Genomic DNA, 17,405 nt, shown 5'->3' with positions numbered 1-17,405 from the left:
AATATTTTGTATACAATATATTAATTATAAGGGGGGCTATACATGGCAAAAGTAATGAAAACTATGGATGGTAATACAGCTGCTGCATACGTTTCATATGCTTTCACTGACGTAGCTGCTATTTATCCTATAACACCATCCTCACCAATGGCTGAACTTGTTGATGAATGGTCAGCACATGGTAAAACAAATATTTTTGGACAACCAGTAAAGGTAACTGAATTACAATCAGAGGCAGGGGCTTCAGGAGCAGTTCACGGTTCACTACAAGGTGGAGCGTTAACTACAACATTTACTGCTTCTCAAGGACTACTTCTAATGATTCCTAATATGTATAAAATTGCAGGGGAATTATTACCAGGAGTATTCCATGTAAGTGCTCGTGCAGTTGCAAGTCACGCATTATCTATTTTTGGAGACCACTCAGACGTAATGGCAACAAGACAAACTGGATTTGCATTATTAGCATCTGGTAGTGTACAAGAAGTAATTGACTTAGGTGGAGTTGCTCACTTAAGTGCTATTAAGTCAAGAGTTCCATTCTTACATTTCTTTGATGGATTTAGAACTTCACATGAAATTCAAAAAGTTGAACTAATTGACTATGATGAATTCAAGAGATTAGTTGACTATGATGCAGTTAAAGAATTCAGAAATAGAGCATTAAACCCAGAACATCCTGTAACTAGAGGTACAGCTCAAAACCCAGATATTTTCTTCCAAGCAAGAGAGTCATGTAATAGATTCTACGACGCAGTACCTGATATTGTTGCTGATTACATGAAAGAAATAAGTGAAATTACAGGAAGAGAATACAAGCCATTCAATTACTATGGAGCAGAAGATGCTGAATACATAATTGTGGCTATGGGTTCAGTAACTGAAACAATTCAAGAAACTGTAGATTATCTTGTAGCTAAAGGAGAAAAGGTTGGTGTAGTTAAAGTACACCTTTACAGACCATTCTCAGCTAAGCATTTCTTCGAAGTGTTACCAAAGACAGTTAAGAGAATAGCTGTTTTAGATAGAACTAAAGAAGCTGGTTCATTAGGAGAGCCACTATATCAAGACGTACGTACATTATTCTTTGATAAAGAGGATGCTCCAATAGTTGTTGGAGGACGTTATGGATTAGGCTCAAAAGATACTACTCCATCACACATAAAAGCTGTATTTGATAACTTAAAAGCAGCTGAACCTAAAAATGGATTTACTGTAGGTATCGTAGATGATATAACTCATACTTCATTAGAAGTAAAAGAAGAAATCCACACTGAGCCAGAAGGAACTATTAGATGTAAGTTCTGGGGATTAGGTTCAGACGGAACAGTTGGAGCCAATAAAAATGCAATTAAGATTATCGGAGATAACACAGATATGTACGCTCAAGGTTACTTCTCATATGACAGTAAGAAGTCAGGTGGAGTAACAGTATCACACTTAAGATTTGGTAAGCAACCAATTACTTCAACTTACTTAATCGATGAAGCAGACTTTATTTCATGCTCTAATCAATCATATGTAGATAAGTATGACCTATTAAAAGGATTAAAAGAAGAAGGTACTTTCTTACTTAACTGTAATTGGTCAGTTGAAGAATTAGATGAAAAATTACCTGCTTCAATGAAGAAATATATAGCAGAGAAAAATATAGACTTATATACAATAAATGCGACTGAAATCGCACATGAAATAGGATTAGGAAACAGAATTAACATGGTAATGCAAGCAGCATTCTTCAAGTTAGCAAATGTAATTGATATAGATGATGCTGTTAAGTACTTAAAAGAAGCTATAGTTAAGTCTTATGGTAAAAAAGGTGAAGACATCGTTAGAATGAACCATGAAGCTGTTGATAAAGGTATTGAAGCATTAGTTAAAGTAGATGTTCCTGAATCATGGAAACAAGCAACTGAAGCTCAAGAAGAAGCAGCATCAGCAGCAGAAGAACCAGAATTTATTAAAGAAGTATTAAGACCAATGAATAAGTTAGAAGGTGACAATTTACCAGTAAGTACATTTGTTGGAAGAGAGGATGGAACATTCCCTCAAGGAACAGCAGCATATGAAAAACGTGGCATAGCTGTTAAAGTACCAGAATGGCAAATAGACAATTGTGTTCAATGTAACCAATGTGCATTTGCTTGTCCACATGCTGCAATAAGACCATTCTTATTAAACGAAGAAGAAGTTAAGAATGCTCCAGAAGGATTCGAAACTAAGAAAGCAATTGGTAAGGGCTTAGAAGGATTAGAATATCGTCTACAAGTTAGTGCATTAGATTGTACTGGATGTGGAGTTTGTGTAGACGTATGTCCTGCGAAAGAAAAAGCGCTAGTAATGAAACCACTAGAAGAGCAAGCAGAAAAAGAAGTAGAAAACTGGGATTACGCTATGACTGTATCTGTAAAAGATGACTTAATACCTAAGACAAATGTAAAAGGAAGTCAGTTTGCTCAACCATTACTTGAGTTCTCAGGAGCATGTGCTGGTTGTGGAGAAACTCCATATGCTAAAGTTGTGACTCAATTATATGGAGATAGAATGGTAATTGCTAATGCGACAGGTTGTTCTTCAATCTGGGGAGGTTCAGCACCATCAACTCCATACTGCACAAATGAAGATGGCAAAGGACCTGCTTGGGCTAACTCATTATTTGAAGATAATGCGGAATACGGATATGGTATGGCAGTAGCTATTAGACAAATTAGAGATGGTATAGAGGCTGCAATGAAAGAATTAGTTGAATTAGATATACCAGCAGAAGCAAAAGAAGCTTTCAATGCTTGGGTAGAAGGTAAAGAAGATGCTGATACTTCTAAAGAAGCGACTGCTAAAGTTTTAGAAGTATTAGATAAGATAGAAGTTGAAGACGAAAGAGCTAAAGAATTATTAGCAAAGGTAGAAGACAATAAAGATTACTTAATTAAGAAATCTGTATGGATTGTCGGTGGAGACGGTTGGGCTTATGATATTGGATACGGTGGATTAGACCACGTATTAGCTTCAGGAGAAAATGTAAACGTGCTTGTATTCGATACAGAAGTTTACTCAAATACTGGAGGACAGTCATCTAAGGCTACTCCAACAGCAGCTGTAGCTAAGTTTGCAGCTTCAGGTAAGAAAGTAAGAAAGAAAGACTTAGGATTAATGTTAACAACTTACGGATATGTATACGTAGCACAAGTAGCTATGGGAGCAAACAAGAACCAATTCATGAAAGCTTTAGTTGAAGCTGAAAAATACGATGGTCCATCAATCATCATAGCATACGCTCCATGTATCAACCATGGTATCAAAGCTGGTATGGGATGCTCACAATCACAACAGAAGAAAGCTGTTGAAGCTGGATATTGGCATCTATACAGATACAATCCTGAATTAAAAGAACAAGGTAAGAATCCATTTATCCTTGATTCTAAAGAGCCAACTGCTTCATTCAAAGACTTCTTGAAGTCAGAAGTTAGATATACATCATTAATGAATTCATTCCCAGAAATAGCTGAAGAGCTATTTGAAGAAGCAGAAAAAGATGCTAAAGAAAGATATGAAAACTATAAGAGAATGGCTGAAATGGAATATTAATAGCCGATAAAAAAGCCGGATAGTGACTTGGTCACTATCCGGCTTTTTACATCTTAATTTTATTTCATATTTTTTGTCCCCTGTCCCCTAAAGCGACTGACTTAGTCGCTTTTTAAACATAATGGTCATTACCTTAGAATATTTATATCTAAGGGGGTGACATTTTTGAAGAAGGTTTTAACTATATTATTAGTTATATTTATAATAATGTGGCCAATTTATTTTATTTCTTTTAATAAATCCCAGAACACTCCTACTATAGAAAAGGAAAAAGATACAGAGTGGAAAGGTGTTATAGAAATATGGGATTATCCAAGACTTAATGTGGAAACTGGAAGTAGATATGAGTGGATGCTTGATAAAATAAGAAAATTTGAAAAAGAAAATCCAGGTGTTTATATTGAGCTTAGACCTATTGATTTGAATAAAGGACCTATAAAATTAGAAGTTGGACTTAAAACTGGAAATTTACCCGATATTGCACCAGTTGGTGCGGATTTTACATTCATGAAGGAAGACATATTAGAGCCTTTAGATTTATATTTAAGTGATAAAGAAAAGCAAAAGTTTAAATTTCAGGCTTTACATGCAGTGACATATGATGGTAAGATGTGGGGAATGCCTGTTATGATGACTACTTATACTATGTATTTAAATTTAGATTTATTTAGACAGAGAGGTGTAGAACCACCGATAGATGGCAATTGGACTTATGAAGAATTTGTTGAAAAAATGAAAAAACTTACTTGGGATTCTGATAATGACAGTAAAATAGACCACTATGGTTTTGTTTCGTTTATAAGTCCTAACTATTATAATTTATGGGGAATAATATTAAGTGATGGAGCACAGATAATAGACGAGAATTCAAATAAATATGTTTTTTATGGTGATAAAGCCATTAGTGGAGTAAAAAAAGTGGTAGATTTAAAGAAAAAGTATAAAGTAACTCCGGAGGAATTTGGATTAATAAGCGGAAACAAAGCATGGGATATGTTTAATAAAGAGCAAGTAATAGCAGTGTATCCTACGGGTTCTTGGGCTGTAAGAGTATTAGATAATGCTATTAGAAAGGGAGAAGGATTTAACTACACCATAGCAAACTACCCAATAGGTGATAAAAGAATTCCTGTTTCATTAAATAATTCTGTTTGTGCTTATGGTATTTTTAAGCAGGAGGATAAAGGTAAACTTGATATGTGTGTGAAGTTTTTGAAGTTTATTTCTCAAGAAAAGTATCAAGAAGAATTAGAAGATTTAGGAGTTTTTCCAGCTAAGAAAGGAATAAAAGATATATATGAAAATAATCCTAAAATGAAAAGGCTAGAAGATTGCTTATCTTATACACAAATAATACCTAAACATGAGAAGTGGAAGGATATAGATAGAATTCTTCAAAATCAGATTAGGTTAGCTATAATTGGTGAAAAATCATCCCAAGATGCATTAGACGAAGCAAGAAAACAGATAGAAATGATAGTGGAATAAATTATATAGAAATAACAAAACGTAAAAAAGACGTTAGTATTTAAAAGAGTTGACTTATAGGCTACTAATTACTAACAACGAATTAATAACTAACAAATCAACATAGTTGATTTAGTACTAATTTTACATTTTCAATTTTAAATTTGGAAAAATAGGTATTTTCTAATTTTATATAAGATTTGTACAGTATAGAAATTAATGTTTATTAGTAATTAGGGATTGTTATATCGTTTACAAAAAGTTTTAGTTAGAATATAATTAAAAATGGATTATATTAAATTTGTAGGAGTTGATATTTTGGATAAATTAAATATATATAAATTATTTAACGAACATATTAAGCTAGGGAAAGTACTATTAGATGAGCCTATGAAAAAACATACATATTTTAAAATAGGTGGACCTGCAGATGTTATGGTTTTACCAGGAAATATTGAAGAAATAACAAAAGCAATAAGAATTTGTAAAGAAAACAACATAGATTACTATTTAGTAGGTAATGGAACAAACTTATTAGTTACTGATAAAGGTATAAGAGGTGTAGTTATTAAAGTAGAAAAGAATTTAAGTGATATCAAGGTAGAAGGAACAAAAATTATTGCACAAGCAGGGAGTTTATTATCTGTAGTGTCCAAAGCAGCTTTAAACCACTCTTTAACTGGATTGGAATTTGCAAGTGGCATACCGGGAACATTAGGTGGAGCAATAGCAATGAATGCAGGAGCATATGGTCCAGAAATGAAAGATGTAGTTACAAAGGTTAGATGCATAGATAGAGAAGGTAACATAAAGGAATATACAAACGAAGAAATGAATTTTAGTTATAGACATAGTAGAGTCCAAGAAGAGAGTCTTTTAGTTGTTGAAGTTGAACTTCAGCTTGAAAAGGGAAATTATGAAGAGATAAAAAAATATATGGATGAGTTAACAGAAAAAAGGACAACAAAACAACCACTTCATTTACCTAGTGCAGGTAGTACATTCAAAAGACCGGAAGGAGATTATGCAAGTAGATTAATAGATGTGGCAGGTCTTAAGGGATTGAGGTATGGTGATGCACAAGTTTCTGACAAACACTGTGGTTTTATTGTTAATCTAGGAGAAGCTACCAGTGAAGAAGTATTACATTTAATAAGTGTTGTTCAAAAGACAGTTAAAGACAAATTTGGAATAGAGCTGGAGCCTGAAGTAAAGATTATAGGGGAAAGATGAGAAATGTAAAGTTAAAATGTAAAATAAAAGGCTTAGAGAAAACTGGTAGTAACATGAGAGCTGTAAACCTCAAATACAAAAGGGAAGTGATTTTGATTGAGAATTTTTGCTGATTATCATACACATACTATTTATAGTCATGGTAAAGGTACTATTAAAGAAAATGTTGAAAGTGCTATAAGTAAAGGATTAAAGGAAATAGCTATTGCTGACCATGGTCCTAGTCATATTGGTTTTGGAGTTAAGAAAAAAAATTTTATTAAAATGAGAGAAGAAATTGATAAGTTGAATCAAGAATATAAAGATATAAAGATACTTTTAGGGGTTGAATCTAACATTATAAGCTATGATGGTACTATAGATATAGATGATGACATATTAAAATATTTAGATATCTTACTAGTAGGATTTCATTTTGGAGCAAAGCCCCAAACTATAAGTGACGCATATAATATATATGTTCTTAATTACTTAGGAAGAGTATCAAAATCTATTGCCGAAAAAGCTAGATTTTTAAATACTAAGGCTCTTATCAATGCAATTAATAAGTATGATATTGATATAATAACTCATCCAGGAGCTAAGGTGGATATAGATACAAAAGAGTTAGCAAAGGCAGCAGCTAAGAGGGGGACAGCACTTGAGATTAATGCAAGTCACGGACAATTATCTTTAGAATATTTAAAAATAGCTATGACAGAGAAGGTTAAATTTGTGATAAGCAGTGATGCTCATACCCCTAAAGACGTTGGTAATGTGGAAAAGGCTATACAAAGGGCTGTTAGTGCTAACCTAAAAGCTGATAGAATAATAAACGCTGTAGAATAACGTTAAGAGGGGGAATTTGTAATGGAATTTACTGTGATAACTGGAATGTCAGGTGCAGGGAAAAGTCAGGCTATGAAAGTTATGGAGGATATCGGCTATTATTGTATGGATAATCTTCCTCCAGCTTTATTGCCTAAATTTGCAGAACTATGCTACGATTCAAAAAGAACTATAAGTAAAATTGCAGTAGTTTTAGATTTAAGAGGTGGTAAGTTTTTTAATGATTTATTTAATAGCTTAGAAAAATTGAAAGGGAGTGGGTTTAAGTATAGAATACTGTTTTTAGATGCTAGTGATGAGGTTATTATAAAGAGATATAAAGAACTTAGAAGACCTCATCCATTGAGTCCACATGGAAGAGTAATTGACGGTATAGAAGAAGAAAGGGAAAAATTGAAGGAAGTTAGAGCAAAAGCTGACTATATTATTGACACCACTAGTTTTACTCTAGGTATGCTGAAGGAAGAAATTAAAAAGATATTTCTAGAAGGAAAAGAAGCAAAAAGTCTTACAGTATCAGTGTTATCTTTTGGATTTAAACACGGAATACCTATAGATGCAGATTTAGTCTTTGACGTCCGCTTTTTACCTAATCCACATTACATTGAAGAGTTAAGAGAATTCACTGGCAACGACAAACAAGTACAGGACTATGTGATGGGATGGGAACATACTAGAGTATTTGTTGAAAAATTAATTGATATGTTGGATTTTCTAATTCCATATTATATAAAAGAAGGTAAAACACAATTAGTTATAGGGATAGGTTGTACCGGAGGAAAACATAGGTCTGTTACAGTAGCTAATGTCCTATATGAAAGATTAAAGGAAAAAGAACACAGAGTAATTATTAATCACAGAGACTGTAATAAATATTAAAGGGGTAGTCTTAATGGCACTTTATAAGTGGTTAAAACCAGGTTTAGGGCTAAAAAGATGGATTGTGTTGGGGATATTTGGGTTAATATTATTCTCATATGGAGTATCTCCTGTATTTTCACAAGAAGTTGAATTTGGTGACAATTTATTTATGTATATAATAGGTTTAATAATTGGATTAATTTTAATTATTTTTTCGATAAAAAATGGAATTGGTTATTTGCTTACGGTAGTAAATAAATGTAAGTATGAAGTTAGTATAGATAATAAATTTGTTAATGATACTTTATACAAAAAGAAAGTATTGAGCAAAGGGCCTAAAATAGTTGCGATAGGTGGAGGAACAGGACTTTCAATTTTACTTAGAGGACTTAAGGAGTATTCATCTAACATAACGGCTATAGTTACAGTAGCAGATGATGGTGGAGGTTCTGGAGTCTTAAGGGAAGATTTAGGGATGCTGCCTCCAGGTGACATAAGAAACTGTATATTGGCACTAGCTGATACTGAACCTATAATGGAAAAATTGCTACAATATAGGTTTAAAGAAGGTAAGCTCAAAGGACAGAGTTTTGGAAATCTATTTCTAGCAGCAATGGACGGTATATGTGGAAACTTTGAATCAGCTGTTAAAGAAATGAGTAATGTACTAGCTGTAACAGGAAAAGTTCTTCCTATGACTTTAGAAGATGTTACTTTGTATGCCAAACTAGAAAATGATAAAGTTATAAAGGGAGAATCAAACATACCTATAGTAAATAAAGATACTGGAAGCAAAATTGAACGAGTATTTATAAAACCAGAAAAAAGTTATCCATTAAAAGAAGCTGTAGAAGCGATTAAAGAAGCAGATGTGATAGTTTTAGGCCCTGGTAGTTTATATACTAGTGTTATACCTAACCTTTTAGTAAAGGATATAGTTAAATATATAGATGATTCTGATGCACTTAAAATATATATATCAAATGTTATGACACAGCCTGGGGAAACTGATGATTATAGTGTATTAGACCATGTTAATGCAATCTTAAGACATACAAAAAAGAATATATTAGATTATGTTATAACTAACAATGAAGATATACCTAAAAGTACATTAGAAAAATACTATGAAGACGGAGCTAAACCAGTAACCTTATCTCTTGAAGATGAGGAAGCTCTAAAAAATATGAATATCGGAGTAATAAAGGATAAATTAGTTGATATTAAAAAAGATTATATAAGACACGATGCATTACGGTTAAGTGAAATTATTGTTGATTTGGTGGTTAATAAGAGTAAACCAAAATATAAATAAAAAGCGTAGGAGGTAGATTTACTTCCTACGCTTTTTATTATTAAAAAAATGCAATCTTGTACCAATATTTACACATAAAAAAAGATTTAGTTAATATAATTTTATAAAGAGAAGTAAGGGGGGAGATATAAAGTTAAAAATTTTCATTTAACTTACATATTATAAAGGGGGTTAATCATGTTAAAAAAAGTATTTACTTTATTGCTTGTTTTTAGCTTGACTGTTTCTCTAGTATTAGTTGGCTGCTCAAATGATACAACAAAAACAGATCAAAAGGAAGCTACTGAAACCGAAATAGAAAATGAAACTGGAACAGAAAGTGAAACTGAAAACGAAGCTGAAAAAGAAGAATCTAAAAAAACTAATAATCCAGCTTTAAAGCGAGGAAATATTTTAACAGTAGCACAGGATGACTTTGATGGTAAATTTAATCCAATTCTATCTAGTAGTGTATATGATTCAAACATAGTAGCTTTAATATTTGATGGATTAATTACTAACGATCCTAAAGGAAATCCTGTTCCTAACGTTGCAAAGGAATGGAAAATTTCGGAAGATGGTAAGACTTACACATTTTATTTAAGAGAAGGTGTTAAGTTTCACGATGGACATGAACTAACTGCAGAAGATGTTAAATTTACATTTGAGACTATAGCTCATCCGGATTATGATGGAGCTAGATGGACTGCTGTTGCAGATGTTGTAGGTGCTGAAGAGTATAGAAATGGTGAAGCAGACCATATAGAAGGAATAGAAGTAGTTGATGATTATACAATCAAATTTACAATTAAAGAGGTTAATGCTCCTAAACTAATTAATGATTTTGGCTATGGTATAATGCCTAAACATATATATGAATTTGATACCTATACTGAATTTGTATCACATAATCAAAATCCAATAGGTTGTGGACCATTTAAGTTTAAACGATATGTAGTTGGTCAATATGTTGAAGTTGAAGCATTTGATGATTATTGGGGAGGAAGACCTAAATTAGATGGCATAATAGTTAAGTATTTACCAAGAGACAGTAGAGCTGCGGAAGCTCAAACAGGTGATGTAGATATAGTACAAATTCCGGCTAAGGATGAAGAGGTAGAAATAGCTACAGAAACAGGAATTGCAGATATTAAAAAACATTTAGGTAATTCCTATGGATATGCTGGATTCAATTTAAGATTAGATAAATTTAAAGACAAGAGGGTAAGGCAGGCATTGACCTATGGTTTAAATCGTAAAGCTTTTGTAAAGAATTATTTTGGTGAATTTGGAGACGTAGCTAATTGTCCTATTTCACCTGTATCTTGGGCTTATACAGATGAAATTAATAAGTATGAATATAATCCTGAAAAAGCAAAAGAGTTATTAAAAGAAGCAGGATGGTATGATAGAGATGATGATGGATGGCTAGAAAATGAAGCAGGTGAAGAGTTCACAATTATGTGGTCGACTTATACTGATTCTCAGTATGCAAGTCAGTTAATTTCCATAGCAAAAGAAAATTATAAAGACTTAGGAATAAAGATGGAAGCAGAGTTTATGGAATTTAATGCTCTTGTAGAAAAAGTTTATAATAATAGAGATTTTGAAATTTATAATATGGCATGGTCGCTTTCAATAGATCCTGATCCAAGGGGAATTTTTGATAAAGCTTCAGATACTCCTGGTGGATTTAATAGTATAGGTTACTACAATGAAGAAGCAGAAAAATTATTTGAAAAAGGTATAAAAATAACAGACCAAGAAAAACGTAAAGAAATTTATAGAAGATGGGCTAAGATAGCAAACGACGAGCTTCCATATATTTTTATAAGTTTATCTGATGACGTATGGGCTGTAAATAAACGTGTTAAAAACTTTGAACCAGGTGCATATTATGATTGGACATATCAAGTAAAAGATATCGAAGTTGATTATTAAGTTGATAGCCTAGCAAATGCTAGGCTATTAACTTAATAAAACCATAGAAAGGGGGAACAAAATGCAAAAGTATATTGTAAGAAGACTATTACAAACAGTTCCTATTTTGTTTGGGATTACAGTTTTTGTATTTTTAATTGTACACTTTACTCCAGGTAGTCCTACAGGTAAAATGATGGACCCTAACATGACAGCTGCTGAGAAGGCTAGGATTGAAGAAAAATTTGGGTTAAAGAAAAGTTTACCTGAACAGTACATAAATTGGTTAGGAGAAGTTGTAAGGGGAAATCTAGGATATTCCTATAAATATGGAGAGCCTGTGAAAGAAGTAATACAAAGACATATGTGGAATACATTTTATTTAGCATTATTGGCTCTTTTATTAAGTTTAATAGTAGGAATACCTGTAGGAATACTGTCAGCAACAAAGCAGTATTCAAAACTGGATTATGGATTTACTGTATTTGCATTAATTGGAATATCTATACCGTCTTTTTTCTTTGGGCTACTTTTAATTAAGATTTTTGCTATAGATTTTAAAATATTCCCTATCTCAGGCATGGTAACACCAGGTAAAGACATTGTATTTCCAGATATTGTACCAGATATATTATGGCATAGTATATTACCTGCTGTAGTACTTGGACTTGGAAGTGCAGCATCATTTATGAGATATACACGCTCAAGTATGCTTGAAGTTATAAGACAAGATTATATTCGTACAGCAAGGGCAAAGGGGTTAAGAGAAAAGGTTGTTATATATAAACATGCCTTTAGAAATGCCCTTATACCAATAATAACATTACTTGGATTTTGGGTTCCTGCATTATTTTCAGGTGCAGTAATTACAGAGCAAGTTTTTGGATGGCCAGGTATGGGGAAAATTGGAATAATGGCTGTTTTAGATAGAGATTATCCACTGATTTTAGGAGTGAACCTATTTCTGTCATTCTTAACATTAATAGGGAACTTATTAGCTGATATTTTCTATGGAGTTGCAGACCCAAGAATAAGATATGATTAAAGGGGGAGTTAATATGACTGACGAAAAAAAACAAGATTTAATTAAAAATGAAAAGAATGATGAAATTATATCCCCTTGGACTCTAGCCCTTAGAAGATTAAAGAAAAACAAATTAGCTATAATGAGTTTGATAATATTGTCAATATTAATATTATTGGCTGTTTTTGCACCATTTGTTACACCCTATGGAGTTAATGAATTAAACCTAGAGTCAACAAAACAGCCACCAAGCAGTAAGCATTTACTGGGGACTGACGATGTAGGAAGAGATGTACTTACTAGACTAATATATGGGGGAAGAATTTCTTTATCAGTTGGAATTGTTGCTGTTATATTGGAGGTTTTGATAGGTACTATTCTAGGGGGAATAGCAGGTTATTATGGAGGAAAAATAGATTCAATTATTATGAGATTAGCAGATATAGTTATGTGTTTTCCATTTTTACTAATAGCCATTACAGTCGTTTCGATTATCGGACCTAGTATATATAATGTAATGTTAGTTATAGGTTTTCTTGGATGGACAGGTATAGCTAGAATAGTTAGAGGTCAGATTTTATCATTAAAAGAACAAGAATTTATGGAAGCAGCAGAAGCATTAGGGCTTAGCGATAGAAGAAAGATATTTAGACATCTATTACCAAATACTTTAGCTTCAGTTGTGGTATTTGCAACTTTAGGAATTGCAGGAGCTATACTTACAGAAGCTGCTTTAAGTTACTTGGGAATGGGAGTAAATCCTCCTACACCTAGTTGGGGAAATATGTTAGAATCGGCTAAAAATTTATATGTAATAAAAAAACAATGGTGGCTTTGGATTCCTCCGGGATTAGCAATATTCATTACAGTTATGAGCTTAAATATTTTAGGTGATGGCCTCAGAGACGCCTTTGACCCAAAACTAAAGGATTAGAAGGAGGTGCTATTTGTGGATAAGATATTACTAAAAGTAAAAAACTTAAAAACCTATTTTTACACAGAAGATGGTGTGGTACCAGCTGTAGATGGTGTTAATTTCCATATAAATGTAGGAGAAACTCTCGGAGTGGTTGGAGAATCAGGTTGTGGCAAAAGTGTTACTGCAATGTCCATTCTTAAATTAATACCAACACCTCCAGGAAGCATAGAAGATGGAGAAATATTGTTTTTAGAAAATAATTTAGTTAATTTTAATGAAAAGGAAATGAGAAAAATTAGAGGTAATGATATATCAATGATATTTCAAGAGCCAATGACTTCTCTTAATCCTGTATTTACGGTAGGAAATCAAATAATGGAAGTTTTAAGACTGCATAGAAAAGTGAATAAAGAAGAAGCGAAAAAGATAACTATAGAACTATTAGAAAAGGTAGGGATTCCAAGAGCAGAAAAGGTTTTTGATGAGTATCCACATTCTTTAAGTGGAGGTATGAGACAAAGAGCAATGATTGCAATGGCATTAGCTTGTAATCCAAAGCTATTAATTGCAGATGAACCTACTACTGCTTTAGATGTAACTATTCAAGCACAAATACTTGAATTAATGAAAGAACTTCAAAAGGAATATAGTACGTCTATAATGTTTATAACTCACGATTTAGGTGTTATAGCTGAAATGGCAGATAGAGTAGTTGTAATGTATGCTGGGCATGTGGTTGAAGAAGGGAATGTAATGGACCTATTTGATGAGCCTTTACATCCATATACTAAAGGACTGATGCAATCCAAACCGGACCTTTGCACAAGTGAAAAAAGGTTACATACAATTAGGGGAATAGTTCCAAATCCCTCTAAAAAGCCAAAGGGATGTACTTTTAATCCTAGGTGTGAGTTTGCTACTGATAAATGCAGAGAAGTAGAGCCTAAGTTAATAAAAATTGGAGATAATAGAAAAGTTAAGTGTTGGCTTTATGATGAAAGTGTGGTGAATCATAATGAGTGAAAACAGTGCATTATTGAAGGTTAACGGTTTAAAGAAGTATTTTCCTATTAAATCAGGGGTATTTCAGCGAACTGTTGGATATATAAGGGCTGTGGATGGTGTAGATTTCGAAATAAATAAAGGTGAAACAATGGGGCTCGTTGGTGAATCAGGATGTGGAAAATCTACAATAGGGAGAACTTTATTAAGATTATTAAAAGCTACCGATGGAGAAGTATTATTCCAAGATAAAAGTTTATTTGAATTAAATAAAAAGGATTTAAGAAAAATGAGAACAGAAATGCAGATTGTTTTTCAAGACCCTTATAGTTCTTTAAATCCTAGAATGACAGTTGGAGAAATAGTAGGTGAAGCTATTAAAGAACACAAAATAGCAAATGGTAATGAACTAGTAGAAAGGGTAATAAAAGTACTAGAAAGATGTGGGCTTAGTAAATATCATATAAAAAGATATCCACATGAGTTTAGTGGAGGGCAAAGACAAAGGATATGTATTGCTAGAGCTTTAGCCCTTGAACCTGAGTTTATAGTTGCTGATGAGGCAGTATCGGCATTAGATGTTTCAATACAGTCACAGATTATAAACTTACTTATGGACTTGCAGGAGGAAATGGGATTAACTTATTTGTTTATATCCCATGATTTAAGCGTTGTTAGGTACATAAGTGACAAAATAGCAGTTATGTATCTTGGTAAAATAGTAGAATATGCAGATAAAAATGAGTTATTTGAAAATCCAATACATCCTTATACAAAGGCTTTATTATCTGCTATTCCTATATCACATCCTAGAGATAAGAAGAAAAAAATAATTTTAGAGGGTGACATACCTAGTGCTGCAAACCCACCAACTGGCTGTAGATTTCATACAAGATGTCCTTATGCTACAAAAATATGTAAAGAAAATGAGCCACAATATAAGAATGTAGGCAATGGACATTATGTAGCATGTCACTTAATTAACTAGATGGGGGGATTGACATGCATAAAGGAGAAATATACATTGATTGGAAGGATATTTTGGCAATGATTATAGCGTTATTTGAAATTTTAGTACCATATGTTTTAATTGCAATGTCGAGTATTGGTGCTATGATGTATTTGTTTTCTAAGATGTAAATTAAATATAGTATTTAAAAAGTAGAACAGGTAATCTGTTCTACTTTTTATTCAAAATAAAATAAAAATAAAGGATTTTCGGAAAATTTAGAGAATAGTTAAAATGTATAGTTAATGTAAATTTGTTGCATATTAAATACAATTATAAATGAGGAGGGAGTTTTATGTATGAAAGAATGGCTGAACCGTATAGAATAAAGATGGTAGAAAAAATTCGACTCATTCCTAAGGAAGAAAGAGAAAGAAAAATAGCGGAAGTTGGATATAATCAATTTGGACTTAAAGCAGAGGATATATTTATTGATTTATTAACTGATAGTGGTACAGGTGCTATGAGTGATTATCAATGGGCAGGCATTATGTTAGGTGACGAATCTTATGCCGGCAGTCGAAATTTTTACAATCTTCAAGAAACCGTAGAAGACATAATTGGATATAAATATTTTGTTCCAACGCATCAAGGTAGAGGAGCTGAAAACGTTTTATTTCCGATACTTATTAAGGAAGGACAGTATGTATTAGGAAATATGCATTTTGATACAACTAAAGCACATATAGAATTAAAAGGCGGAAGAGCAGTTAATTTGATAATAGATGATGCATTTGAAACTCAAAAGGAGCATCCATTTAAAGGTAATTTTGATATAGATAAGTTAGTTCACTTCATAGAGGATAAAGGACCAGAAAAATGTGCATTTATTTTAATCACAGTTACATGTAATAGTGCTGGTGGTCAGCCTGTATCAATGGAAAATATTAAAAAAGTAAAGAAAGTTGCTGATAAATATGGCATAAGGGTATTTTTTGATGCAGCTAGATTTGCAGAAAATGCATATTTTATTAAGAAAAGAGAGAAAGGTTACGAGAATAAATCTATTAAAGAAATTGCAAGGGAAATGTTCGAGTATGGCGATGGTTTAACTATGAGTGCTAAAAAGGACGGTATAGTAAATATAGGTGGAATGATAGCAATAAAAGACGATGAAGAACTGTTTGAAAAAGTAAGACAGTCAATAATCCCTATAGAAGGATTTCCTACTTACGGAGGATTATCTGGAAGGGATATGGAAGCGTTATCAAGAGGACTTAGAGAAGTAGTAGAAGAATCATATTTACAAGCTAGAATTGGTCAAGTTGAGTATTTAGCAAAGCTATTAGATGAAGCTGGTGTACCGGTACAGAAGCCGACAGGAGGGCATGCAGTATTTGTAGATGCTAAAAAAATGCTACCTCATATTCCATATCACCAATTTCCTGCTCAATCGTTATGTGTAGAGTTATATAAAGAAGCAGGAGTCAGAGGGGTTGAAATCGGTTCTTTCTTATTAGGGAGAGATCCAGACACAGGTGAACAATTAGAATCACCACTTGAATTGTTAAGATTAACTATTCCAAGAAGAGTATATACTAACAATCATATGGATGTAGTAGCTGAAGCATTAATTAATATATCAAAAAGAAAAGACCAGCTAAAGGGATATGAATTTGAATATGAACCAAAGGTATTAAGACACTTTATAGCTAGATTAAAACCTATTGAATAATTAAATGAACTAGTAAAGGTGTCCATTAGGACACTTTTACTAGTGTTTTCTATATTTTTCATTTAGCATTTTTGAGATTAATTGACCTGCAGTTTTCTTAGTGAGAGTTTCATAATTTATATTAATATTTAAAGAATCTGACAACTTCTTAATAGTTTCAATCTGACGTTGAGTAGGAGGTTCTGGATTAAATGTATTTATATCATCATTATATTGATTATACTCATGACACTCATTGTTAAAATTATCCAAATTTAATTCTTCGATTGCTGTTATACCTATATTAGTCAAATCTCGCAGTGTTCTAGCTTTTGCTCTAGTAGAAGCCATTCTAATTAAATGTGGAACAATAGTAGTATTAACTGATTGAGGATTAGCATCTCCATAATCGGTGTAAGTACCTTTATCAGTAATAGCTGTAGCTTTACATATAGCAGTCATATTATTTTCTTTTTTAGGAATCTGAATTAGTTCTACACTTATAGAACGTAAATTATTTTGATGTGCTAAATCTAAAAGTCCTTCATAAGTAACATATGATTTACCTTGTAATTCAATGATAAAATTTTGATTTAAAGGCATTTTGAC

The 17,405-nt window shown here is 32.5% G+C and carries 14 protein-coding genes; 13 read left to right on the top strand and 1 reads right to left on the bottom strand.

Annotated elements, in window-relative coordinates; translation table 11 throughout:
- Positions 1–42: 42 nt before the first annotated feature.
- The 13 genes from nifJ to L21TH_RS07635 all read left to right on the top strand — a co-directional run bounded on the left by nifJ (position 43) and on the right by L21TH_RS07635 (position 16,817).
- On the top strand, positions 43–3,585 hold the full coding sequence (gene nifJ / locus L21TH_RS07690; protein WP_006313380.1) for a pyruvate:ferredoxin (flavodoxin) oxidoreductase: 3,543 nt from the start codon (positions 43–45) through the stop codon (positions 3,583–3,585).
- Positions 3,586–3,741: 156 nt separating this feature from the next.
- Positions 3,742–5,073 (top strand): extracellular solute-binding protein, encoded by a 1,332-nt coding sequence (locus L21TH_RS07685; RefSeq protein WP_155848332.1) that lies wholly within the window; start codon positions 3,742–3,744, stop codon positions 5,071–5,073.
- Positions 5,074–5,370: 297 nt separating this feature from the next.
- Positions 5,371–6,285 carry a UDP-N-acetylmuramate dehydrogenase gene (gene murB / locus L21TH_RS07680; RefSeq protein ID WP_006313371.1) on the top strand — a complete coding sequence of 305 codons (915 nt, stop codon included), beginning with the start codon at positions 5,371–5,373 and terminating at the stop codon, positions 6,283–6,285.
- Between the two features lie 96 nt (positions 6,286–6,381).
- On the top strand, positions 6,382–7,113 hold the full coding sequence (locus tag L21TH_RS07675) for a PHP domain-containing protein (protein WP_006313364.1): 732 nt from the start codon (positions 6,382–6,384) through the stop codon (positions 7,111–7,113).
- Positions 7,114–7,134: 21 nt separating this feature from the next.
- Positions 7,135–7,992, top strand: a complete 858-nt coding sequence (rapZ, locus tag L21TH_RS07670; RefSeq protein ID WP_006313362.1) for an RNase adapter RapZ — start codon at positions 7,135–7,137, stop codon at positions 7,990–7,992.
- A 13-nt stretch (positions 7,993–8,005) separates the two neighbouring features.
- Entirely contained in the window at positions 8,006–9,289 is a 1,284-nt protein-coding gene (locus L21TH_RS07665) for a gluconeogenesis factor YvcK family protein (protein WP_006313360.1), read from the top strand.
- Positions 9,290–9,466: 177 nt separating this feature from the next.
- Positions 9,467–11,209 (top strand): peptide-binding protein, encoded by a 1,743-nt coding sequence (locus L21TH_RS07660; RefSeq protein WP_006313358.1) that lies wholly within the window; start codon positions 9,467–9,469, stop codon positions 11,207–11,209.
- A gap of 61 nt (positions 11,210–11,270) precedes the next feature.
- Positions 11,271–12,233 carry an ABC transporter permease gene (locus L21TH_RS07655; protein WP_006313356.1) on the top strand — a complete coding sequence of 321 codons (963 nt, stop codon included), beginning with the start codon at positions 11,271–11,273 and terminating at the stop codon, positions 12,231–12,233.
- Positions 12,234–12,246: 13 nt separating this feature from the next.
- The gene (gene opp4C / locus L21TH_RS07650) at positions 12,247–13,146 is read left to right on the top strand and encodes an oligopeptide ABC transporter permease (RefSeq protein WP_006313354.1); all 900 of its coding nucleotides are present in this window, start codon (positions 12,247–12,249) and stop codon (positions 13,144–13,146) included.
- A gap of 15 nt (positions 13,147–13,161) precedes the next feature.
- Positions 13,162–14,154, top strand: a complete 993-nt coding sequence (locus L21TH_RS07645; protein ID WP_006313348.1) for an ABC transporter ATP-binding protein — start codon at positions 13,162–13,164, stop codon at positions 14,152–14,154.
- Complete coding sequence (locus tag L21TH_RS07640) at positions 14,147–15,121, top strand: ABC transporter ATP-binding protein (RefSeq protein ID WP_006313347.1); 975 nt, start codon at positions 14,147–14,149, stop codon at positions 15,119–15,121. Before L21TH_RS07645 ends, L21TH_RS07640 begins: the two co-directional genes overlap by 8 nt.
- A 14-nt stretch (positions 15,122–15,135) precedes the next feature.
- Positions 15,136–15,273 (top strand): hypothetical protein, encoded by a 138-nt coding sequence (locus tag L21TH_RS14280; RefSeq protein ID WP_006313346.1) that lies wholly within the window; start codon positions 15,136–15,138, stop codon positions 15,271–15,273.
- Between the two features lie 164 nt (positions 15,274–15,437).
- Positions 15,438–16,817: a tryptophanase gene (locus L21TH_RS07635; protein WP_006313345.1), complete on the top strand. Its 1,380-nt coding sequence runs from the start codon at positions 15,438–15,440 to the stop codon at positions 16,815–16,817.
- A 39-nt stretch (positions 16,818–16,856) separates the two neighbouring features.
- Here L21TH_RS07635 and L21TH_RS14545 read toward each other — a convergent pair.
- Positions 16,857–17,405 (bottom strand): hypothetical protein (locus tag L21TH_RS14545; protein ID WP_034429746.1); only part of this gene is annotated, 549 nt, incomplete at its 5' end.

It is taken from the genome of Caldisalinibacter kiritimatiensis (genome assembly GCF_000387765.1).
Lineage (GTDB): Bacteria > Bacillota > Clostridia > Tissierellales > Caldisalinibacteraceae > Caldisalinibacter > Caldisalinibacter kiritimatiensis.
The sequence above is the reverse complement of the archived record's forward strand: the minus strand, read 5'-3'. Positions and strand labels throughout refer to the sequence as shown.

Excerpts from the sequence above, each read along its gene's own strand:
- L21TH_RS14280 (WP_006313346.1), top strand. The coding sequence starts at position 15,136 with ATGCATAAAGGAGAAATATACATTGATTGGAAGGATATTTTGGCAATG.
- L21TH_RS07665 (WP_006313360.1), top strand. The coding sequence starts at position 8,006 with ATGGCACTTTATAAGTGGTTAAAACCAGGTTTAGGGCTAAAAAGATGG.
- L21TH_RS07640 (WP_006313347.1), top strand. The coding sequence starts at position 14,147 with ATGAGTGAAAACAGTGCATTATTGAAGGTTAACGGTTTAAAGAAGTAT.
- L21TH_RS07655 (WP_006313356.1), top strand. The coding sequence starts at position 11,271 with ATGCAAAAGTATATTGTAAGAAGACTATTACAAACAGTTCCTATTTTG.
- opp4C (WP_006313354.1), top strand. The coding sequence starts at position 12,247 with ATGACTGACGAAAAAAAACAAGATTTAATTAAAAATGAAAAGAATGAT.
- L21TH_RS07635 (WP_006313345.1), top strand. The coding sequence starts at position 15,438 with ATGTATGAAAGAATGGCTGAACCGTATAGAATAAAGATGGTAGAAAAA.
- L21TH_RS07660 (WP_006313358.1), top strand. The coding sequence starts at position 9,467 with ATGTTAAAAAAAGTATTTACTTTATTGCTTGTTTTTAGCTTGACTGTT.
- nifJ (WP_006313380.1), top strand. The coding sequence starts at position 43 with ATGGCAAAAGTAATGAAAACTATGGATGGTAATACAGCTGCTGCATAC.
- rapZ (WP_006313362.1), top strand. The coding sequence starts at position 7,135 with ATGGAATTTACTGTGATAACTGGAATGTCAGGTGCAGGGAAAAGTCAG.